The 21,073-nt window shown below is 66.5% G+C and carries 17 protein-coding genes, 1 tRNA gene and 1 pseudogene; 10 read left to right on the plus strand and 9 right to left on the minus strand.

The window, feature by feature from the left end; all coding sequences use genetic code 11:
* Positions 1-109: 109 nt before the first annotated feature.
* Positions 110-748: a LysE family translocator gene (locus CA2_RS07980; protein WP_042415028.1), complete on the minus strand. Its 639-nt coding sequence runs from the start codon at positions 746-748 to the stop codon at positions 110-112.
* 119 nt (positions 749-867) lie between these two features.
* On the opposite strand from CA2_RS07980, the gene CA2_RS07985 reads away from it, so the two are divergent.
* Complete coding sequence (locus CA2_RS07985; protein ID WP_042415031.1) at positions 868-1,305, plus strand: DUF1841 family protein; 438 nt, start codon at positions 868-870, stop codon at positions 1,303-1,305.
* Between the two features lie 70 nt (positions 1,306-1,375).
* Here CA2_RS07985 and CA2_RS07990 read toward each other — a convergent pair whose 3' ends face one another.
* Positions 1,376-2,032, minus strand: coding sequence for a c-type cytochrome (locus CA2_RS07990; RefSeq protein WP_042415034.1), 657 nt, complete (start codon positions 2,030-2,032; stop codon positions 1,376-1,378).
* 236 nt (positions 2,033-2,268) lie between these two features.
* On the opposite strand from CA2_RS07990, the gene CA2_RS07995 reads away from it, so the two are divergent.
* From CA2_RS07995 to CA2_RS08030, 8 genes are all read left to right on the plus strand, one after another.
* Positions 2,269-3,111 carry an AAA family ATPase gene (locus CA2_RS07995; protein ID WP_042415036.1) on the plus strand — a complete coding sequence of 281 codons (843 nt, stop codon included), beginning with the start codon at positions 2,269-2,271 and terminating at the stop codon, positions 3,109-3,111.
* Between the two features lie 100 nt (positions 3,112-3,211).
* The gene (locus tag CA2_RS08000) at positions 3,212-3,460 is read left to right on the plus strand and encodes a hypothetical protein (RefSeq protein ID WP_042415037.1); all 249 of its coding nucleotides are present in this window, start codon (positions 3,212-3,214) and stop codon (positions 3,458-3,460) included.
* A gap of 24 nt (positions 3,461-3,484) precedes the next feature.
* On the plus strand, positions 3,485-4,111 hold the full coding sequence (locus CA2_RS08005) for a GNAT family N-acetyltransferase (RefSeq protein WP_042415039.1): 627 nt from the start codon (positions 3,485-3,487) through the stop codon (positions 4,109-4,111).
* Positions 4,112-4,184: 73 nt separating this feature from the next.
* Positions 4,185-5,372: a vWA domain-containing protein gene (locus CA2_RS08010; protein WP_042415042.1), complete on the plus strand. Its 1,188-nt coding sequence runs from the start codon at positions 4,185-4,187 to the stop codon at positions 5,370-5,372.
* Positions 5,373-5,376: 4 nt separating this feature from the next.
* Positions 5,377-7,239, plus strand: coding sequence for an autotransporter assembly complex protein TamA (locus CA2_RS08015; RefSeq protein WP_042415044.1), 1,863 nt, complete (start codon positions 5,377-5,379; stop codon positions 7,237-7,239).
* A 4-nt stretch (positions 7,240-7,243) separates the two neighbouring features.
* On the plus strand, positions 7,244-11,317 hold the full coding sequence (locus CA2_RS08020; RefSeq protein WP_042415045.1) for a translocation/assembly module TamB domain-containing protein: 4,074 nt from the start codon (positions 7,244-7,246) through the stop codon (positions 11,315-11,317).
* A gap of 73 nt (positions 11,318-11,390) precedes the next feature.
* Positions 11,391-11,465, plus strand: a tRNA-Arg gene (locus CA2_RS08025).
* Between the two features lie 298 nt (positions 11,466-11,763).
* The gene (locus CA2_RS08030) at positions 11,764-12,156 is read left to right on the plus strand and encodes a hypothetical protein (protein WP_042415048.1); all 393 of its coding nucleotides are present in this window, start codon (positions 11,764-11,766) and stop codon (positions 12,154-12,156) included.
* A gap of 433 nt (positions 12,157-12,589) precedes the next feature.
* On the opposite strand, the gene CA2_RS08035 is transcribed toward CA2_RS08030, so the two are convergent.
* From CA2_RS08035 to CA2_RS08055, 5 genes are all read right to left on the minus strand, one after another.
* Positions 12,590-12,991 carry an SH3 domain-containing protein gene (locus CA2_RS08035; RefSeq protein WP_081888914.1) on the minus strand — a complete coding sequence of 134 codons (402 nt, stop codon included), beginning with the start codon at positions 12,989-12,991 and terminating at the stop codon, positions 12,590-12,592.
* 472 nt (positions 12,992-13,463) lie between these two features.
* Positions 13,464-14,831, minus strand: a complete 1,368-nt coding sequence (locus CA2_RS08040) for an MATE family efflux transporter (RefSeq protein ID WP_042415055.1) — start codon at positions 14,829-14,831, stop codon at positions 13,464-13,466.
* On the minus strand, positions 14,828-15,325 hold the full coding sequence (locus CA2_RS08045; protein WP_156105987.1) for a MarR family winged helix-turn-helix transcriptional regulator: 498 nt from the start codon (positions 15,323-15,325) through the stop codon (positions 14,828-14,830). The genes CA2_RS08040 and CA2_RS08045 overlap by 4 nt, the downstream gene beginning before the upstream one ends.
* Positions 15,326-15,441: 116 nt before the next feature.
* Complete coding sequence (locus CA2_RS08050) at positions 15,442-16,101, minus strand: TetR/AcrR family transcriptional regulator (RefSeq protein ID WP_052369873.1); 660 nt, start codon at positions 16,099-16,101, stop codon at positions 15,442-15,444.
* A 218-nt stretch (positions 16,102-16,319) separates the two neighbouring features.
* On the minus strand, positions 16,320-17,351 hold the full coding sequence (locus tag CA2_RS08055) for a hypothetical protein (RefSeq protein ID WP_156105988.1): 1,032 nt from the start codon (positions 17,349-17,351) through the stop codon (positions 16,320-16,322).
* 129 nt (positions 17,352-17,480) lie between these two features.
* On the opposite strand from CA2_RS08055, the gene CA2_RS08060 reads away from it, so the two are divergent.
* The gene (locus CA2_RS08060; RefSeq protein WP_156105989.1) at positions 17,481-18,038 is read left to right on the plus strand and encodes a hypothetical protein; all 558 of its coding nucleotides are present in this window, start codon (positions 17,481-17,483) and stop codon (positions 18,036-18,038) included.
* A gap of 132 nt (positions 18,039-18,170) precedes the next feature.
* Here CA2_RS08060 and CA2_RS08065 read toward each other — a convergent pair whose 3' ends face one another.
* Complete coding sequence (locus CA2_RS08065) at positions 18,171-20,615, minus strand: membrane-bound PQQ-dependent dehydrogenase, glucose/quinate/shikimate family (protein ID WP_042415061.1); 2,445 nt, start codon at positions 20,613-20,615, stop codon at positions 18,171-18,173.
* Between the two features lie 35 nt (positions 20,616-20,650).
* Positions 20,651-21,073: pseudogene (locus CA2_RS18250) on the minus strand (hypothetical protein); the annotation flags it as partial.

Below are 21,073 nucleotides of genomic sequence, written 5' to 3' on the forward strand. Positions count from 1 at the left end.
GCCCAGCGACAGGGGTTGACCCGTAGCGATCTCTATCAAATCGGCCTGTAGCGCTGATTCAGCAAGCGCTGAAAGCTATCTTTTCAGAGTCAGCGCATTTGCCCCAGGATTACCCGGAGTGGCCCGAGCGCTGCACAAAGAACAGGCCCAGGCCCACCAGCATCAGCAAGCCGCCAAAGATGCGGTTCTGCCAGCGCACCGCCTCTGCGCTGCGCATCCAACGGCGCAGGGCGCTTGCACTGGCGGCATAGCCATGCATGACCACCGTGTCGACGGCCAGGCAGGTGATCGACATCACCAGCAACTGCTGCCACAGCGGGCGCTGTGCCGTCAGGAACTGCGGCAGCACCGCCACCATGAAGATGATGCCCTTGGGGTTGGTCGCGTTCGTCAGGAACCCGGCCAGGGTCCGCTGGCGCCAGGGCATCGGGCTGGCCTGCAGGTAGCCCACATCCACCCCGTTGCCCACGCTGCGCCACTGGCTCCAGCCCAGGTAGATGAGGTAGCACGCGCCCAGCACCTTGACCGCGGTGAAAGCCACATCCGACGCAATCAGCACCGCCCCGACGCCGCCCCCGGCAACCAGCAAAATCAGCAGCAGGCCGAGTTGCAGGCCGCCAATCGTGGCCGACGTCTGGCGCACGCCATAGGCCAGGCCATGGCTCATCGACAGCACGGCCCCCGAGCCCGGAGAGATGGCGATGAACACGCACGCCGAAAAAAATGCCAACCACGTCTGAAATTCCATCTGCCACTGCCTGTCTGGGGGCGCCATGCCCGAAAGGCGGTGATCTTACGCCGACACGCAGGACCGGATGGCCCCCGGGGGGACAGGTCTCGACCGCCCATGCTACGCTGCCGGCCATCATGCTTTTCAACCCCACGCAAGCCGATGTGCGCCGCTTTTTCTGCAGTGTGCGCAGCAAAATGAAGAATGACGCCCCGATGGAGGCGATCGAGACCCTGGCCAGCCTGTGGATCGCGGAGCACCCCGAGTACTTCGCGGAACTGGACGACGTGGACGCCGCCGTGCAGCGCAACTACGACCTGGAGCCGGACCGCACCAACCCCTTCCTGCACCTGTCCATGCACCTGTCCATCAGCGAGCAGTGCAGCATCGACCAGCCGCGTGGCATCCGCCAGGCCGTGGAACTGCTGGCCAAACGCCGCACGGACCTGCACACCGCCCACCACGAGACCATGGAATGCCTGGGCCAGATGCTGGCCGACAGCCAGCGCCACGGTCACCCGCCCGACGGCAACCAGTACGTGGCCGCCGTGCAGCGCCGCGCCACGCGCGACTGAACACCAGCCACACACCACAAAAAAAGGCCCGCATCAGCGGGCCTTTGGGTTCACGGGCACGACTCCGCGGTCAGCGGAAATGCGCCTGGGGCACGGTCTGCAGATCGCCAGGCAGCTTGCCGATGTAGTTGGCCAGCTGCTTCAGCTCCTGGTTGCTGAACTGCTGGGCAATCGGTGCCATGATGCCGTTGCTGCGGCCCACATGGGGGTTGTTGGTGGTCTTGTACTGCTTCAGGGCAACGTACAGATAGTCGGGGTGCTGGCCCGCCACCTTGGGGTAGCTGGGGTCGATCGGCTTGGCAAAGCCCTGGCCATGGCAGCTGAAGCAGGCCCCCTTCTCGATCAGGGCCGCCACCTGGGCCGGCGGGTCATGCGGCTGGGCGGAGCTGGCGGACGGCGTGGTGTGCGCCTGGTAATAGGCGGCCACATCGGCGATGTCCTGGTCACTCAGGGACTGCGCCACGGCGCGCATGGATGGGTGGCTGCGGTCCCCCTTGCGGTAGGCCTCCAGCGCGGAAGCGATGTAGGCCGCCGACTGGCCGGAGATCTTGGGCACCTTGTGCACCTCCGGAAAACTGGCCTGGTAGCCGGCGATGCCATGGCAGCCGATGCACATGGCCACCTTGCCAGCCCCCGCCTGGGGATTGCCCTGCACAGCCTGCGCGGAGGCGGACGACGTCGCACAAGCGACAAACATTGCAAACACCGTGGTCCATGTTTTCATCATTTTGTGCACACAATCCTTTGCAAATTCAGCCTGGGATCTGCTTGGAGACACTGGCACCGCCCGGCACATCGACAATGTGCGCTGGCAGCGAAGTCCCTGGACGCTGGCCGTACCCGCAAGTACGCCCGATCCAGGTGCTCACGCCGCCTTGGTGGCGCGAATGGCTCCCATGGGTCAAACCATTATGAAAGCAGCTGTCAAGGCACCACATCAATGTTTACGCTGATACCAAGCCCATGAAATTCCAAGGTTCCGACAACTACGTGGCCACGCAAGACCTGATGCTGGCCGTGAACGCCACCATCCAGTTGCAGCGCCCCCTGCTGGTCAAGGGCGAGCCCGGCACCGGCAAAACCATGCTGGCCGAGGAAGTGGCCGCCGCGCTGGACATGCCGCTGCTGCAGTGGCACATCAAGTCCACCACCAAGGCCCAGCAGGGCCTGTATGAATACGACGCCGTCAGCCGCCTGCGCGATTCGCAGCTGGGCGACGAGAAGGTCAAGGACATCCAGAACTACATCGTCAAGGGCGTGCTGTGGCAGGCCTTCACCGCCGACCGCCCGGTGGCCCTGCTGATCGACGAAATCGACAAGGCCGACATCGAGTTCCCCAACGACCTGCTGCGCGAACTCGACCGCATGGAGTTCTACTGCTACGAGACGCGCGAGATGGTCCGTGCCAAGCACCGCCCGCTGGTGTTCATCACCTCGAACAACGAAAAGGAGCTGCCCGACGCCTTCCTGCGCCGCTGCTTCTTCCACTACATCAAGTTCCCCGAAGCGGAGACCATGCGCCAGATCGTGGCCGTGCACTTCCCCACGCTCAAGGGCGACCTGCTCAGCGCCGCGCTCAAGACCTTCTACGACGTGCGCAGCCTGCCGGGCCTGAAGAAAAAGCCCTCGACCAGCGAGCTGATCGACTGGCTCAAGCTGCTGGTGGCCGAGGACATTCCGCTGGAAGCGCTGCAGTCGCCCGACCAGAAGGTGTCCGTGCCGCCGCTGGTGGGCGCCCTGCTGAAGAACGAACAGGACATGAGCCTGTTCGAGAAGCTGGTGTTCATGAACCAGCGCAACCGCTGACACCGCACTGACAGCCCTGTTGCAGGCTTGCCCCGATGCGCAAAACCGCCGTTTGCCCTAACTTTGCAGTTTTCACCACAACGAATTGGGGAGACTGACCATGGCTTCTGCGCAAAAAATGCTGCTCGAAGGGGTGTCCGACGCCGTCTGCTTTGTCCTGGGCGCGCTGGCCGGCTACGGCCTGGGCCAGGCCGTGGGCATCGACATCTTTGCCGATGGCTACAGCGGCGCCGGCATCGTGGGCATCCTGATGGTCGGCCTGGGCGGTGGCGCGGGCCTGCACATCGCCCGCATCTGGCGCGGGCGCCAGCAAGCCAAAGACCGATTGAAAGAAGCCGAGGCCGATTGACCTCCCCTCCCTGCTCCCCCTGCCATGCCTGATGCACTGACTGCCACACCGTTCGCCCCGCCCGTCCCGCTGCAAGGCTGGGGCCTGCGCCTGGAACCCCTGAGCCTGGCGCACACCGCCGGCCTGCAAGCGGCGGCCGCCGACGGGGAGCTGTGGCAGCTGCGCGTCACCTGGGTTCCGCGCCGCGAGGAAACCACCGCCTACATCCAGCTGGCCCTGGACATGCAGGCCCAGGGCACGCGCTGCCCCTACGCCGTGCTGGACGCGGCCAGCGGCCGGGTGCTGGGCACCAGCAGCTACCACGACATCGTGCCCGCCGTGCAGCGCCTGGAGATCGGCTACACCTGGTACGCCGCCAGCGTGCAGCGCAGCCACGTCAACACCGCCGCCAAGCTGCTGCTGATGCAGCACGCCTTCGGCACCCTGGGCTGCGCCGTCGTGGGCTGGCGCACCGACATCCTGAACACGCGCAGCCAGCAGGCCATCGCCCGCCTGGGTGCGCAGCGCGACGGCGTGCTGCGCCACCACGCCCTGCGCCGCGACGGCAGCGTGCGCGACACGGTGATGTACAGCATGCTGGCCGCAGAATGGCCGGCGGCCCACACGCGCCTGCTTGAAAAACTGAAGCAGCTTGCGCCTGGTATTGCTTGATTTCAGGCATATAAGCCTTTGAAACACAGTAAACACCTGCGCTGATAGCTTCATTTTTTGAAAGCCCTTTGCCATGCTGATCGACTTTTTCTACACCTTGCGTGCCGCCAAGCTGCCGGTTTCGGTCAAGGAATACCTGATGCTGCTGGAAGCGCTGCAGGCCGGCGTGGTCGGCCCGCGCAGCGAGGACGGCTGGAGTCTGGACGACTTCTACTTCCTGGCACGCACCACCCTGGTCAAGGATGAAAAGCACTTTGACAAGTTCGACCGCGCCTTCGCCGCCTACTTCAAGGGCGTGGAGATGGTGGCCGACTTCAAGAAGGAATTGCCCGAGGAGTGGCTGCGCAAGCTGCTGGACAAGGAGCTGACCGACGAGCAGAAGGCCGCCCTGCAGAAGATGGACTGGGACGAGCTGATGGAGACGCTGAAAAAGCGCCTCGAAGAGCAGCAAGGCCGCCACGAAGGCGGCAACAAGTGGATCGGCACCGGCGGCACCAGCCCCTTTGGCCACGGCGGCTACAACCCGCAGGGCGTGCGCATCGGTGGCCCCGGCAAGAACCGCAGCGCCGTCAAGGTCTGGGAGCAGCGCGCCTACCGCGACTACGACGACACCCAGGAGCTGGGCACACGCAACATCAAGGTGGCGCTGCGCCGCCTGCGCAAGTTCGCACGCCAGGGCAGCCACCTGGAGCTGGACCTGCCCGACACCATCCGCAGCACCGCCGCCAACGCCGGCTGGCTGGACATCAAGATGGTGCCCGAGCGCCACAACAACGTGAAGGTGCTGCTGCTGATGGACGTGGGCGGCACCATGGACGACCACATCCAGCGCGTGGAGGAGCTGTTCTCGGCGGTGAAGAGCGAGTTCAAGCACCTGGAGTTCTATTACTTCCACAACTGCGTCTACGACTTCATGTGGAAGAACAACCGCCGCCGCTTTGCCGAGAAGTTCGACACCTGGGACATCATCCGCAAGTACAACAAGGACTACAAACTGATCTTCGTGGGCGATGCCACCATGAGTCCTTACGAAATATTGCAACCTGGCGGCAGCGTGGAATACCACAACGAGGAACCCGGCGCCGAATGGCTGCAAAGGCTGACCCACGCCTTTCCCCAGCACGCCTGGATCAATCCGGAGCCGCAAGGGGTCTGGGAATACCGGCAGAGCATCGACATCATCCGGCGCTTGATCGGCGATCGCATGTACCCCTTGACTTTGAAAGGACTGGAGGAATCCATGAGGCTGCTGTCAAAATGAATCCATGCTCAAGCCTTTTCCTGCAAACACGCCGGCCTTGAGGCCGGCGTTTTTGTTGGCCAGCGTGCTGCTGCTCAGCGGTTGCAGCCTGCTGTCCAAGAACCCGATCGACGATGCCAGCGGCAACGGTCCTCCCAGTTTCGAGCTCGAAGTCGAAGCGCCCAGTGACGTGCGCGAGTTGCTGCTGCAGCACATGGAACTGCAGCAGTACCGCCGCCTCAGCGACCTGCGCCGCAGCGAGCTCAGCCGCCTGCTCGGCGCGGCCGACGCCAACATCCGCAGCCTGCTGGGCACCCTGGGCTATTTCTCGCCCACCATCGAACTGCAACTGATCGAAACCCCCAGCGGCAGCGACACCCCGCGCAAGGTGCGCGTGCAGGTGGAGCCAGGCCCCGCCACCATCGTGCGCAGCACACAGATCAGCTTCAGTGGCACCAACGCCGAGGACCCCTCAGGCCGCGGGATGCGCGAAGGCATCCGCCGGGATCTGGAACGCTTCAACGGCGAACGCTTCAGCCAGTCGGCCTGGAGCAATGCCAAGAACGAGGGCGTGCGCCGCCTGCAAAACCGCCGCTACCCCACGGCCAGTCTGGTGGACAGCCGCGCCGACATCGATGCCGACCTCAACGAGGCCGAGCTGCGCATGGACTATGCCCCGGGCCCGGCCTATTCCTTCGGCCCCCTGGTGATCCAGGGCGCCGATCGCTACAACCCGGCGGGACTGATTCGTCTGGCCCGCCTGCCAGTGGGCGAGGAATACCGCCAGACCACGCTGCTCGAGACCCAGCAGCGCCTGGCCAACAGCGGCTACTACGACTCGGTGTTCCTGACCCTGGCCACCGAGGTCGCCCAGCCGGGCGACACCGAGGTGCAGGCCCCGGTGATTGCCGAGGTGCGCGAGGCCAAGCTGCAAAAGTGGATCTACGGCCTGGGGGTCAGCACCGACACCGGTTTTCGCTTTTCCATCGACCACACCCACAACCGCGTGCCCTACCTGGGCTGGCGCGCCCAGAGCAAGCTGCAGCTGGACCAGAAGAACCCGCTGCTGTCCACGCGCCTGACCTCGCTGCCCGACTACAGCGGCTGGAACTACTTCGTCGGCGCCAAGGCCGCCCGCGAGGAGCTGGCCGACTACATGGCCAACAGTGCCACCCTGGTCGCCGGCCGCAGCAAGAGCGAGGACAAGATCGACCGCGGCTACTACCTGCAGTACGACATGGCCAAGGCCCAGGGCGACGGGGCGCCACCGTCCAGCTCGTCCATCACGCTCAACTATGGCTGGACGGGCCGCTACTTCAACAACCCGACCAACCCCACGCGCGGCTACGGCCTGGGCTGGGAAGTGGGCGCGGGCAACACCATCACCCCCGAGCGCAAGCCCTTTGGCCGCATGGCGGCCCGCTGGCTGTACTACCTGCCGCTGGAACGCGCCGAGGGCGACACCGGCCGCCGCAGCCGGCTGGCCTTTCGCGCCAACGGCGGCGCCGTGATTGCCAACGGCAACACGGTGGTGCCCATCACCCAGCTGTTCCTGTCGGGCGGTGACACCACCGTGCGCGGCTACAGCTACCAGAGCATTGGCGCGCGCACCGACAACGGCAAGCTGATCGGCGGCCGCTACATGGCCTCGGGCAGCGTCGAATGGCAGCGCCCCATCACGGTGGCCGGCAACCGCAGCGACTGGGAGCACGCCACCTTCGTCGATGCCGGCACGGTCACGGACGCGCTGGACACCTACACCGTGTTTGTCGGTGTGGGCACCGGCATCCGCTGGCGCAGCCCCGTGGGCCCGCTGCAGGCGGATCTGGCCTACGGCCTGGAAACCAAGAAGGTGCGCCTGCACCTGCGCCTGGGCTTCAATTTCTGATTCCATGCAAGAACGGCAAGAACCTACCCTCGCTCCGGCGTCGCCCCCCCCCGCAGCGGCGGCACCAGTCCCCCCGCGTCGTCGCCGCCGCTGGCTGCGCCGACTGCTGTGGACCCTGGCCCTGTGCCTGATCACCCTGTCCAGCCTGCTGGGCCTGGCCTGGTGGTGGTCGGGCCAGAGCGACTCCCTGGCGCGCACCCTGGCCCGCGTGGCCAGTTGGATGCCGGCCGACCAGAAACTGGAAGCCGACGGCATCGAAGGCAGCCTGCGGCACGGTGGCCGCATCGACTGGCTGCGCTGGACCAGCCCGGCGCTGCAGGTCGAGATCAAAGGCGCCGACATCGCCTGGCGCCTGCAGCCGCTGCTGCAGCGCGAGCTGCGCTTCGGCAAGGTGAACATGGACGAGCTGCGCATCCGCAGCACCCCCCAACCCGAGGACGACACCCCCCCCACGCCGCTGCAGTCGCTGCTGCTGCCGGTGCGCATCGACGTGCCGGTGCGCATCGAGCGCCTGGTCTGGGAAGGCCCGCCGGAAACCGTGGTCACCGAACTGCAGGGCCACTACGCCTACACCGGCAGCCACCACACGCTGAAAGTCAGCAGCCTGCGCTACGCGCAAGGCTTCTACGAAGCCGACCTGCGCCTGCAGGCGGCCGCCCCGATGGCCCTGCATGCCGAGCTGCAGGGCACGGTCAAGGCCCCGCTGCCCCAGCAGGACGACCAGTTCCTCGACATCACGGCCAAGGCCAGCGTGCAAGGCACCCTGGCCACCGAGGCAGCACGCCTGGAAATCACCGCCCAGGCGAGCACGGCCACCCCGGCTGCCAACCAAGATGCAGACCTAGCCGCCGACATCCGCGCCACCCTGCAGCCCTGGCGGCCCCAGCCGCTGGAAGCGGCACAAGTGCAGCTGCGCCATGTGGACGCGGCCCTGTTCCTGCCCAGTGGTCCCCGCACCGACCTGAACGGCACGCTGCAGGCCGGCCCCGAGGGCGAGGGCTGGCAACTCCAGGCCGACCTGCACAACCGCCTGCCCGGACCCTGGGACCGACAGGCCCTGCCGGTGCGGGCCCTGAGCGCCGACCTGCGCTTTGACGGCCTGCACACCTGGCTGCTGCAAGGGGCCCGGATCGATCTGGGCACCACCGGCGAACGCCAACTGCAGGCCCAGGCCCGCTGGGACGCCCAGGCGCAGACGGTGGAAGGCACGGTCAAACTGGCAGGCGTCAACCCCGCCGACCTGTACAGCACACTGGAGGCCGCCCCCATTACGGGCACGCTGCAGGCACAGACCGATGCTGCGCAGCGGGTGCAGTTCGCACTGGACCTTCAGTCTGCGCGCGCCCGCCATCCGGGGGCTCTGCGCCTGGAGTCGGCCCGTGCACAAGGCAGCTGGCAAGCCCCGCTGCTGCAGCTGCGCGATGTCCAGATCCAGGCGCTGCAGGGCCTGCTGCAGACCCGGTCGCTGGACATCCGCACCGACACCCGCCATCTGCAAGGCCAGCTGGAGCTGCAGGTGCCCGGCACCCGCGCCCAACTGGCCCTGGATGCCAGCCCCGACAGCGGCCAGGGCAAGCTGCAGCTGCAGATCACGGAGGCCCAGCAGTTGGGCCAGTGGCTGTCGCGCCTGCCCCTGGGCCGTGATCCGCTGGCGGGTGCCAGCCTGCAAGGCCAGGCCCAGGTGGAACTGGCGTGGCAGGGCGGCTGGAACAAGCTGCAACAACGCCTGCTCAACCCGGCCGCCGCCCAGCAGGCCAGCGGTTTGCGCCTGCAGGGCCAGGTACAGGCACGCGCGCTGCGCTACACGCCGGAGCACGGCACGGCCAGCCTGCTCCAGCAGTTGCAACTGAGCCTGTCCGGCACACCGGAAAACCTGCAGCTGCAGACCGAGGCCCAGTTGCAAGCGGGAACCCAGACCCTGTCGCTGGACACCACGCTGACCGCCGGACTGCTGCAGGCCCAGGGGGCCGCGCCGATGGACTGGCAGGCCCGCATCCAGGCCCTGTCCGTCCGCTGGAGCCCGACCGGCAAGGCCGACGCCACCTGGCGGGCCCAGCTGGCAGCGCCGCTCAGCGCCAGCCAGCGCACCACCGGCAACCCGGTGCGCACCACCCGCATCCAGGCCAGCGAAGGACGCCTGGCGGTCACCGCCCCCGCCAGTGCCGGGGCCCAGAACGCCCACCTGACCTGGTCACCCGTGCTGTTGCGCCAGGCCGGCAATGGCAGCTGGGGGCTGCAAAGCCAGGGCCGTCTGGAAGGCCTGCCCCTGGCCTGGGTGGATGCACTCAGTCCCAACCCGCAGCAGCCCCTGCTGGCGGCAGCGGGCATTGGGGGTGACCTGGTGGTCCAAGGGCATTGGGACATCGACAGCACCGGGCGTGCGCTGCGCGCCGACGTCGTGCTTGAACGGGCCAGCGGGGACATCCGCCTGTCGGTGGAAGACAGCGAGGCGGCCCCGGTCACCGTGGTGCGCAGCAGTGGCGCCAGCGAGGTCAACCCCGATTCCGGCCAGGTGCAATCGCGCGCGCTGCTGACCAGCCGCGGCATGCGCACGCGCCTGCAGGACCTGCGCCTGCAGATCGGCGCCCAAGGCACTGACGTGCGCACGCAGCTGACCTGGAATTCAGAGCGCGCTGGCCAGTTGCAGGCGGATGTGCGCAGCCAGTTGCGCCAGACGGCCGCTGGCCTGGCCTGGCCGGAGACGGCCCCCCTGTCGGGCACCCTCAAGGCCAGCATGCCCAACATCGGCCTGTGGGCCTTGTTCGCCCCGCCCGGATGGCGCGTCAGCGGCAGCCTGAATGCCGACGTCACGCTCTCCGGCACCCGCAGTGCGCCGCAGTGGAGCGGTGTGCTCAGCGCAGACCAGTTGAGCATCCGCTCCCTGCTGGACGGCGTGGACCTGCGCGAGGGCCGCCTGCGCGCCAAGCTGCAGGGCACGCGGCTGGACCTGACCGAGCTGTTCTTCAAGGGCGGCGAGGGCAGCAGCACGCGCATCCTGGGGCAAAGCGGCAACCTCACCCAGGCACCCAAGGACGGCGGCACGCTGACCGGCAGCGGTTTCGTGGAATACGACCCGCAGGCGGGCGAAGGCCGCTCCGGCATGCGCATGGACATCCGCGCCGTCGCCGAGCGCCTGCAGGTGCTGATCCGCGCCGACCGGCAGGTCAGCGTCAGCGGCAACCTGCAAGCCGCGGTACAGGAAGGCCAGGTCACCTTGCGCGGCGGCCTGAAGGTGGACCGCGCCACCATCATCCTGGCCGACAGCTCGGCCCCGACCCTGGACGATGACGTGCACGTGCATTCCGCCGCCAGCCGCAAGGCCGCACAGGAGAAGGCCGAGCAGGCTGCCCGGCAGGCCCAGGCCCCCGGCACGGTGCGGGCCGTGCGCCCACCGGACATCCAAGTCAGCATCGACCTGGGCAACGACTTTGCCCTGCAAGGCTATGGCATCACCACCCGCCTGGAGGGACAACTGCAGGTGGCGAACGGGCCGCGCATCACCGGGGAAGTCCACACCGTGAATGGCCGCTACCGCGCCTGGGGCCAGGCCCTGGACGTCGAAAAAGGCACCGTGCGCTTCAGCGGGCCGTATGCCAACCCGGCCATCGACATCACCGCCATCCGCCCGAACATCGCGGTGCGGGCGGGGGTCAAGGTCACGGGCAGTGCCAACCGTCCCCTGGTCACGCTGTTTTCGGAGCCCGACATGTCGGACGCGGAAAAGCTGTCCTGGGTCGTCATGGGCCGCAGCGCCGCCACCAACGGCGCGGAAACCGCATTCCTGCAACAGGCAGCGCTGGCCCTGCTCAGCGGCGGCAACACGGGCGGCAACTTTGCCGGGCAGCTGGGGCTGGACGAGGTGGGCTTCAAGGGCCCCAGCGACGACGGCACCGAGGGTGCGGCCGTCACCGTGGGCAAGCGCCTGTCCAAGGATTTGTACGTTGCCTATGAGCAAAGCCTGTCGGGCGCCATGGGGACGCTGTACATCTTCTACGACTTGTCGCGCCGCCTGACCCTGCGGGGACAGACGGGGGTACAAACCGCCGTGGACCTGATCTACACCCGCAGCAAGGACTGATCCGCAGCGGCGGGGCTGGCGTGCACGGTTTGCCCGTCAGCCCCGCAGGCAACACTTACAATACCGCCCGCGTCCCCTTGTAGTTCAATGGATAGAACGGACCCCTCCTAAGGGTCAGATACAGGTTCGATTCCTGTCAGGGGGACCACATTTAAGGCCGTAAGCGTCCATCAGCTTCCGGCCTTTTTTGTTTGCCCTCTGTCGATGACACTTTGAAGTGCGCCAAGGTCCGCCAAAGTGTGCCGCAATCCAGGGGTATCTGGGGGTACATCAGGGGGCAGATTGTCAAAAAGTGGGGGCACATTTCTCAAGCCCCGCTTTCTGCACCCAAGCCTTCACTGCCCCTTCTCATTGCATGGGGCCGCGAGCTGTGGGCGAAGGCACGGAGAACTGCAAGACTGCGTCCGATCCCTTTGCTACGATGCGGACAGATTGGAGACGTCTTTATGTTCGACTGGCTTCGCCAGCTATTGCTTAACGCCAAAGCACGCCGGGAGTTGCTAGAAGTATTGGAGCATCAGGCACAGGCGGCGAAGGAGCAGTTAAACGAATCGCTGCTATTGGCCCATACCGCAACACACCCTGAGACGAAAGTTACGCGCCTGGAGTTTGCGAAATCCAAATTTGCCGAGTTGCAAACCATTGCCGCAGAACATCCCAGGATGCGCCTCACCAACGAGCAAGAAGTCGACGCCGCCATCAAGCTGCTGGAGGAAGAATTTGCTCAGGCTGGCTATTACGCGATGGCGGAGGCCAGGCGCAGGCAGTCTGCGTCTGCGCATGTCAATCTCAGCCAAGAAGCTGAAAAGCTGCTTGCAATCAACCGTGAACGGCGATGAGGTGTGATGCCTCAATGCACCAAGCCCGCGACAGAGGGCTGGGTTGTTGGGTGTCAGTTCTGACTTAGAGGCATCAGTCTTTTGTGGATCCTGGCGCAGCACATCGTCGAGTGCGGTTGTTTCCACCGCTTGCGGTCTTGTTCTTTGCTCCCGCTGTCGCGTGCATGTTCAAGCTCGCCAAAATCCACGCAGGAGCGCCGCCCTGGAGCATCTGGGGGTACATGTCAGATGCCCCAGCCTTCACTCTGGCGGCCTTTTTGAGTGCATGAGGCTGTGCGCCTTGCCGATGGCCTGTTGCAGCACCTCTAAGTTTCCCGCACTGCACCGCCCCCCAAGGCAGCCAGGCAACAGCGCGACAAGGAGGGGCGAAGGCCCTGCGTCCGCGCGCCATGTGGAAGCGCCCGGCAGCCAGGGGCCTAGCCACCCTCTCCTTTCACCAGCCCCAGAGCAGCTTTTGCGAGACCCAGCCCTGCTGGCCCTCGCTGGTGCGCACCTTGGCCCAGCCCTGCTTTTTCTCCAGCGTTCTGACCACATCGTATTTCTTGAGCTTGGCCACGATGCGGTGCTGGGTGCCCATGCCGGCCCGCAGGTTGGCGGTCTTGACCTTGACCAGGTAGTGGGGGGTGTTGGTGGTGACGGGCCGGTACACCCAACCCAGCACGCCATCGATGTCCTTGACCTGCAGCCAGTTGCCCTGCTTTTTGACCACCGCCAGCGGATAGCCCTGGGTCAGCTCCCACGCGATCTCGGACCGGGTGTTGGGTTCGGCCCGGATGTTGGCCTTGTCGCCCTTGACGCTGCGGAATTCGGCAGCGCCAGCCAGGCCGGCCGACATGGCCAGGGTTGCACACAGAACAATTTTTGAAAACGAACGACCAAGCACCTGTATCCAGCTCCCAGTGAAGATTGCAGACTGGCGGGGCTGCGAATTCAGCCCGCGCCGCAGAGTTCTGAGAAATTGGTGTGCCCCACGGCGTGTGAGTTCCTTTTATTTGCAGGCATCGTGCCGAAAGATCGTCCGCAAGGCTGCATTGCGGGCTGTGCGCCCGGCCGCAGTCCCTGCCTGCCATGGCGCGCGTGGGACCGCTGCCAGGGGCCTGCGGCCATGCCGGCGCAGGGCACGGCGGCCTTGGTCCGCGCCCCGGACCGGTGCCTGCTGGCACAGGGCACGCACCGCGCGCATGCGCTGGCCATGCCCTCGTCCACCCCGGCTGCGTGCCTTCAAAAACAGAAGCGGCCTGCGCTTGCCCATTCAGCATTTCACATACCAATTAGTGTGCAAACGCCGCCAGACCTGCGCCAGGCGCTCATTTTTTATGCCATGGCGTGCGCCACACGCTGGCGATCGTGCACAGGCCGTACAGCGCCATGGCCACCACCACCAGCACAAACAGGCCCTGCGCGCTGGGTGTGGCGCCCGCCATCAGCCAGCTGCCGCCGGCGATGACCACCAGCAGCCGCACCGTGCCCGCCAACACCGGCCCCAGCACATGGCCCGCGCCCAGCGAGGCGAAGTACAGCACCAGCCCCATGCCGAACAGGCCGAACGCCGGGCCGACGGTGCGCAGATAGGCATCGGCATGCACCAGCACGGCAGCATCCTGGGTGAAGATGCCGGACCACAACCGGGGCCACAGCACCACCAGCAGGCCCAGCACGGCCAGGATGGCGGCGGCCAGCCACGCGCCCGTCCACGCCACCTTGCGCGCGCGCACCACCTGGCCGGCGCCCATGGCCATGCCCACCATGGGCACGGCCGCCACCCCCACGCCAAAGGCAATCGGAATCAGCAAAAACTCCAGCCGCTGGCCAATGCCATAGCCAGCCAGGGCATCGGGCCCCAGCCGTGCGACCATGCCGGTCAGCACCAGGGTGGCCAGCGAGGTCTGCACCGGCGAGATGCAGGCCAGAGCGCCGACACGCAGGATGTCCTGGAACATGGGCCACGACAGGCGCGCACCGCGCCAGCGCAGCAGCAGCCGGTCCTGCCCGTGCAGCAGATACCAGCCCAGCACCACGACGGCCACGGCCATGGCGACGATGTTGCCCAATGCCACACCGGCCATACCCCAGCGCGGTGCCGGCCCCAGCCCCAGGCCGAACGCCCCGCCCACCACGATCTGCAGCAGCGACACCCCAAACAACACGGCCGACGGCCACTGCATGTTGCCCGTGCCGCGCACCACCGAGGCCAGCGTATTGCACAGCCACACCAGCACCGCCCCGCTGAACAGCACCGCACCAAAGCCCGTGGCGGCCTGCAGCACCTCGCCGTGCCCGCCCAGCCAGCGGTAGAAGACGCTGCCGCACAGCACCAGCAGCAGCGAATACAGCACGCCCAACACGCCGCCAATCACCAGCGCATGCACGGCCAGGGCCGAGGCCTTGTCGCGGTCGCCACTGCCCAACGCACGGCTGATGGCCGATGACACCCCGCTGCCCATGGCACCGTTGCTCATCATCTGGGTGAGCATGGCCAGCGGAAACACCAAAGCCATGGCCGCCAGCGCCGTGGTGCCCAGGCGTCCGACGTAATAGGTCTCGGCGACGGCCACCAGCACGGACATGCCCATGGCCACCATGTTCGGCAGGGACAGCCGCCACAGCGTGGGCAGGATGGCATCGCGCAGCAAGGGGTGGCCAGCCACGCCGCCTGGGGCTGCGGCGGCGCTCATGCCGCCTCCTGCACGTGGGCCAGCCGGGGCAGCAACTGGCCCACCAGTTGCTCCAGCGCGGCAATCTGGTCGCCACCGCACAGGGCGCGCACCTCGGTCTGGGCCTGCTTCCACAACCCCAGGGCCTGGCGGTAGCGGGCGTCACCGTCAGCGGTCAGCACCACGCTGCGGCTGCGGGCATCCTTGCCGGGCGCCAGGGCAATCAAGCCAGCCTGCTCCAAGGTGCGCAGGTTGCGGGTCATGGTGGTGCGGTCGGTATTCAGGCGCTGCGCCAAGGCCGAGACGCTCAGGGGCTCTTGCCCCCTGCGCACGCGCGCCTGGGCCAGCAGGCTGAACTGCGTGCCCTTGAGCCCGCTGGGCGCCAGGGTGTCGTCGTACAGCTGGGAGATCTTGCGCGACAGGCTGCGCACCATGAAACAGGTGCACGGCGCACCGCTGCCGGGCTGCGTGGGGCATGTGGTGGCCCCAGCGGGCGGGGGGGACTTGGGGGGCATCGTGGTCTCCATCGGCCCCGTGCATCAGGGCGCAGGAATAAGTGTAGATGCACGTATTCACACCCTCTGTCATCCTTGCGACGGCCGCCCTAGGGCGCGGCACGCCGGTCGCCGTCTCAGGGCTGGAGGGCCACCATGGCGTCCAGTTGGTCCAGCAGCAACTGCAGGTGGCGGCTGCGGATGGGATCGCTCAGCAGATCGATCTGCAGCAAGCCCGCCCAGGTGGAGGCATGGTCCACACGAAAACCGGACAAGGCCGAGATCAGGTAGTGCACATCGGCCGCTTCCAGGCCTGCGCGAAAAATGCCCGACTGCTGGCCCCGATCCAGGATGCGCTGCAAGGGCTCCAGGGCCGCCTGGCGCAGGGCATCCATCGTGGGCACCTGGCGCAGCATCTCCCCGCCCTGGAAGTTTTCCTGCAGCACCAGCCGGGTGAAGTTGCGGTTGTTCTCGTGGTAGTGGAAGCTCTGCACGGCCAGGGCACGCAAGGCCTCGCGCGGTGGCAGGGTGTCCAGCGCCAGTTGCTGCTCCGACGCCCGGATGTCGCTGTAGCACTGCTCAATCACCGCCAGGTACACATCCTTCTTGTTGCCGAAGTAGTAGTACAGCATGCGCTTGGCGCACCCGGCCTTGGCCGCAATGCGCTCCAGCCGCGCACCGTCATAGCCGAAGTTGGCAAACTCCTCCTTGCCGGCCTCCAGCAAGGCCTGGCGCATGTCGGCCGTGGCGGTGTCTTCGGTGGCAGGGGTGGGGGTCTCTGGGTTGTGTGCGCTCAATACCGTTCTCCATGGCCACAGTGCGACCGATTGCGGCCATCCGGCCAGGGCCTGTCACTGTTCATCAGGTGGGGCTGCCAGCGTATCACGCAGGGCAAAACCCACGCCGCTTCCGTGCCCGGCACGCAGCCCACGTGGCGGACGGCAAGAGCCTGCCCATCCGGCAGTACCCGGCGGTCACGCACCGTGCCGCGGCGGGCTTCTCGCTGCGCGGCCGCTCAGGGCGACGCCGGCACACCATCCGGCACCGCCAGGGGGCGCACCCGCAGCTCGCCCGTGGCAAACACATAGTCATAGGCATACACCCCGGACACGGCATGGATGTCGCCCGCATCGAAGGCGTCTGGGGCCACGATGCCCCGCAACACCATGCGCCCCTGCACACGGTCCAGCAGGGCAAACGCGGTATGGCCTTGCCGCAGCCCCTGCGCCTGCAGCCGGGCAGGGATCTGGTAGGCCTCGAGCAGGCTGCGCGATGGCTCCAGGTAGATGCGGTGGCGCTGGAACAGGTGGTTGTGCTTGCGCATCGCCTCGATCTCGGCGTAGCACGCCGCACGCAAGCGGGGCTGGCGTGCGCTCACGATGTAGGGTGCCGGCCGTGCCTGGGCACCCAGCCGCCAGTGGGCATCGCCCCCACTGTCCTGGGCCTGCATGAAGGTCTCGGGCGCCCCCCGGATGAACTCGACCATGCCGTGGTAGCCCTTGGCCAGCGGTTGGGCATATGCAGGTTTCAAGGATGCCGGATAGATATCGATCATGGGATCGGGGTCCAGGTGGACCACCTCCGAGAAGGCGCGCAGCACCGCCTCGTCCAGCAGGTCGGCATCCCTGTGCAGGGCCTGCGGGTCCGCAAAAACCGCAATCGACCAGCGCATGCTGCCGTACAGCGGCGACAGGGCGCGCAGCGAGAAGAAGTCGCCCTGCACGCCGGCGCGCTGCAACTGCGCCAGTGCCGCGCGCTGGTTGGCGACGAACTCACGCGATGCGGCGCGGGCCGCCAGCACCTTGTCGCGCAGGGCCTCGGCACCCTCGCCGGGCTCCAGCCGCACCATGAAGTCGCTGCCCGTGGCCTGGTCCCGCAGGTACACGCCATAGCGCCCCTGCCAGCGCGCCAGGGGCTCCGAAGGCTGCAATTTGAGGGTGCGCAGCAACTGCAGCTCACCCGCAAAGTGGCTGTCGATGGTGCGCGCCACCATGTCCGCAGGGGCAGCGGTGGAACAGGCGACCAGCAGCCAAGGCAGTGCCGCCACGCCCAGGGCCCGCTGGCACACCCTGCGGCACAGGCGCCTGCGCCCCAGCGCCCTGATCCATCGCAAGACATTGCTCAACAATCGATAGCGCACGGGGGTAGGATGCCGATTTGGTTGGAGAGGTACATGGTGCAATTTTGTTTTTCGGCGATGGTGCGTGCTGGGATTGTGATGGCAGCCGGGGCGGTGATGGCCGCGGGGGCGGCACAAAGCCAGCAGCGGGAGCCCGACCCCCACAAGGTCGATGTGGCCCAGATGGTGGCCTGCAAGTATGACGTTCCCACGTACAACGACTACGCGATGGCCTTGGGCGCCTCGGGCGAAGGAGCGGCAGCCCTGGGGCTGACCCGCATCGAGGATACGCCCAACCCCTTCATGCACGAGTACCAGCTGGCGGCGCCCATCGACGTGCTGGGCTGGCGCACACAGCGCGTGGCCCTGGCCTCCGGCGCCTTGCTGGCCGTGCTGGACCAGGTGAAGCCACAGGACGTTGCCCAGCGGCTGGGCATCGAAGAGGCCCTGCGGGACGATGACTTCAAGTACATGGCCATGCGCGTGGCACACCACATGCAGGAGAAGGTGGGCAGCAGCACCCTCAACACGGTCATCAGCCATGAGGTGTCCACCGTGATCACCCACCCCGGTCAGGTGCTCGTCGGCTGCAGCTACCGCATCAACACGTACTGATCCGCACCCTGCATGCCCGCCACAGCAGGCACGGGGACGGCCCATAAAAAAAAGCCCTGGCGGCGCAGACTGCGCTTGCAGGGCTTTTTCATGTGCCAGCCTGCCACCGAGGCAGGCTGGACGGCTTGGCGCTTACTTCTTGGCCGCGCCAGGCAGGGCGTAGGCGATCACGTAGTCGCCACGGTCCGGCGACTGGCGAGCGCCGCCGGCGGAAATCACCACGTACTGCTTGCCGGTCTTGGGCGACTGGTAGGTCATGGGGCCACCCTGGCTGCCCACGGGCAGGCGGCCCTTCCAGACTTCCTTGCCGGTGGCGGTTTCCCAGGCGCGCAGGTAGTAGTCCTGCGTGCCGGCGAAGAACACCAGACCGCCTTGCGTGGCCAGCGAGCCACCCAGGGTGGGCAAGCCCACGGGGAAGGGCATGCGCATCTTGATGCCCATGGGGCCCTGGTCCTGCACGGTGCCCACGGGGACCTGCCAGACCACTTGCTGGGTCTTCATGTCGATGGCCGTCAGCGTGCCAAACGGGGGCTTCTGGCAAGGAATGCCCAGCGGCGACATGAAGCGGTCCTTGACCACGGCATACGGTGTGCCACCCAGGGGCACCTGGCCCATGCCGGCGTTCGGTGCTTCGCCGCCATCCGACAGCGCGGCGTCCTGCTTCTGCGGCACCATCTTGACCCACAGGCCCAGACGCATGTCGTTCACGAAGAGCAGGTGGTTGGTCGGGTCGGCCGACAGGCCGCCCCAGTTCATGCCACCCAGCGAACCGGGGAAGCTCAGCGACACATCGGTGTCCGGCACGGTGAACAGGCCGTCATAGCGCATGGACTTGAACTTGATGCGGCACATCAGCTGGTCCAGCGGCGTGGCGCCCCACATGTCGGCTTCGGTCAGGGTCTGGGTGCCGATCTGCGGCATGCCCACGGACAGTGGCTGGGTGGCAGCGTACTTCTCGTTCGGAATGGTGCCGGGCTTGACGGCCACTTCTTCCACCTTGGTCAGCGGCTGGCCGGTGTGGCGATCCAGCACGAAGATCTGGCCGGCCTTGGTGCCCACCACCAGCGCGGGGGTGGTCGTGCCGTCCTGGCGGGGGAAGTCGATCAGCGTGGGCGCCATGGGAATGTCGAAGTCCCACAGGTCGTTGCGCACGGTCTGGTAGACCCACTTTTCCTTGCCGGTGGCGGCATCCAGCGCCAGGATGGAGGCGCCGTACTTCAGGTCCATGGGCGAACGGGTCGCACCGTACAGGTCCACCGAGGCCGAGCCCATAGGCAGGTACACGGTGTTGGAGCTGGGGTCGTAGGTGGTGCCAGCCCACACGTTCGCCGAAGAGCGGGTGTAGGTCTCACCGGGCTGGAGCAGGGCATTCGGCGTGCTCGAACCCGAGTCGAAGGCCCAGCGCAGCGCACCGGTCATCACGTCGAAGCCGCGGATCACGCCGCCGGGCATGTCCACCTGCACGTTGTCGGCCACACGGCCACCGATCACCACCGTGGTGCCCGCCACCGTGGGGGCGGCCGTCAGGGTGTAGTAGGCCGGGTTGGGGATGGTGCCAATGCCCTGCTTCAGGTCGACCACACCGTGGTCGCCAAACTCGGCGCACAGCTCGCCGTTGTCGGCGTTGATGGCAAACAGGCGTGCATCGATGGAGTTCATCAGGATGCGGCGCTCACAGCTGGCGCCCGCAGGCAAGGCCACGGCCTGCACCGGGGTGGAACCCGGCACAGTCGGCTGGGCCACCTGCGCGTTGGCGTCGAAATAGGCCAGGCCCCGGCAGCGTTCCCAGACACCGCCGACGTGGGCGTTGACGTCGTGGCGCCACAGTTCCTTGCCGCTGTCGGCATCCAGGGCGATCACGTTGTTGCTGGGGGTACAGACGAAGACCTTGTCACCCACCTGCAGCGGGGTGGTCTGGTCTTCGGCGCCGGCGCCGGTGGACTTGGGCACGTCACCGGTGCGGTAGGTCCAGGCCACTTCCAGCTGGTTGACGTTGTCCGCGTTGATCTGGTCCAGCGCGGCAAAGCGGTCGTTCTTGTAACCGTTGCCATAGTGGTCCCAGTTGGGCGGCGTCTCGCCCTGGGCCACCGGCTTGCGCGTGGCGGCGGCGCTGGCGGCCTTCACCTCGGGGTGGATCTGGAACATGGACACAAAGGCGGCCAGGCCGGCCACCAGGAACACCCCGGCCAGCGACAGCGCGGCCTTGGTCTGCGCGGGTTGGCCGGCGGCCTTGCGCAGCAGCGGCAGGCTGGCGGCGACCACGGCCGCGCCAAACGTCAGCGCCAGCAGGCGCGAGATCAGGCTCCAGTAGTCAAAACCCACTTCCCACAGCGCCCAGGCGACGGTGACGGCAAAAGCGCCCAGGTAGATCCAGGCGCCTGCAGGGCGCTGGCGCACGAACTGCACGCCCGAAGCCAGCAAGGCCGCGCCCGCCAGCGCAAAGTACCAGCTGCCGCCCAGGGTGATCAGCTTGCCGCCGCCCACCAGGAAGAACAGACCGGCCAACGCCAGCACTGCCCCCAGTATGCACAGCCATACGCGTGCCGCAGTAGACTGCGGCTGCTTGTTCTTTTGCATGAGAACCTCTCAGTACAGTCAGTACCCACTCGCTTTCAAGACGAAAGCGCGCGCGAGACTGCTGCCTGACAATCATGAGTGAGAAAAAAAGTCCATTGTTCATGGGAAATAAAGTCCACGACCTGCACACGTGTACCGGATGTTTCAGAAAAAACTGAAACTTCTTGTGCGAACCAACCTGCGCCTGGTCGGCGCCAGGCCTGCGGCCCGCACGCAGCCACGGGGTGCGGGTCTGCCGCCGGTTGATGGGTTGATGGGTTGATGGGTTGATGGGTTGATGGGTTGATGGGTTGATGGGTTGATGGGTTGATGGGTTGATGGGTTGATGGGTTGATGGGTTGATGGGTTGATGGGTTGATGGGTTGATGGGTTGATGGGTTGATGGGTTGATGGGTTGATGGGTTGATGGGTTGATGGGTTGATGGGTTGATGGGTTGATGGGTTGATGGGTTGATGGG

Origin of the sequence: Comamonas aquatica NBRC 14918, assembly GCF_000739875.1 — a bacterium.
Classification (GTDB): Bacteria; Pseudomonadota; Gammaproteobacteria; order Burkholderiales; family Burkholderiaceae_C; genus Comamonas; species Comamonas aquatica.

Coding starts and splice junctions, on each gene's coding strand:
- CA2_RS07980 (WP_042415028.1), bottom strand. CDS start 748: ATGGAATTTCAGACGTGGTTGGCATTTTTTTCGGCGTGCGTGTTCATC.
- CA2_RS07985 (WP_042415031.1), top strand. CDS start 868: ATGCTTTTCAACCCCACGCAAGCCGATGTGCGCCGCTTTTTCTGCAGT.
- CA2_RS07990 (WP_042415034.1), bottom strand. CDS start 2,032: ATGATGAAAACATGGACCACGGTGTTTGCAATGTTTGTCGCTTGTGCG.
- CA2_RS07995 (WP_042415036.1), top strand. CDS start 2,269: ATGAAATTCCAAGGTTCCGACAACTACGTGGCCACGCAAGACCTGATG.
- CA2_RS08000 (WP_042415037.1), top strand. CDS start 3,212: ATGGCTTCTGCGCAAAAAATGCTGCTCGAAGGGGTGTCCGACGCCGTC.
- CA2_RS08005 (WP_042415039.1), top strand. CDS start 3,485: ATGCCTGATGCACTGACTGCCACACCGTTCGCCCCGCCCGTCCCGCTG.
- CA2_RS08010 (WP_042415042.1), top strand. CDS start 4,185: ATGCTGATCGACTTTTTCTACACCTTGCGTGCCGCCAAGCTGCCGGTT.
- CA2_RS08015 (WP_042415044.1), top strand. CDS start 5,377: ATGCTCAAGCCTTTTCCTGCAAACACGCCGGCCTTGAGGCCGGCGTTT.
- CA2_RS08020 (WP_042415045.1), top strand. CDS start 7,244: ATGCAAGAACGGCAAGAACCTACCCTCGCTCCGGCGTCGCCCCCCCCC.
- CA2_RS08030 (WP_042415048.1), top strand. CDS start 11,764: ATGTTCGACTGGCTTCGCCAGCTATTGCTTAACGCCAAAGCACGCCGG.
- CA2_RS08035 (WP_081888914.1), bottom strand. CDS start 12,991: ATGTCGGCCGGCCTGGCTGGCGCTGCCGAATTCCGCAGCGTCAAGGGC.
- CA2_RS08040 (WP_042415055.1), bottom strand. CDS start 14,831: ATGAGCGCCGCCGCAGCCCCAGGCGGCGTGGCTGGCCACCCCTTGCTG.
- CA2_RS08045 (WP_156105987.1), bottom strand. CDS start 15,325: ATGCCCCCCAAGTCCCCCCCGCCCGCTGGGGCCACCACATGCCCCACG.
- CA2_RS08065 (WP_042415061.1), bottom strand. CDS start 20,615: ATGCAAAAGAACAAGCAGCCGCAGTCTACTGCGGCACGCGTATGGCTG.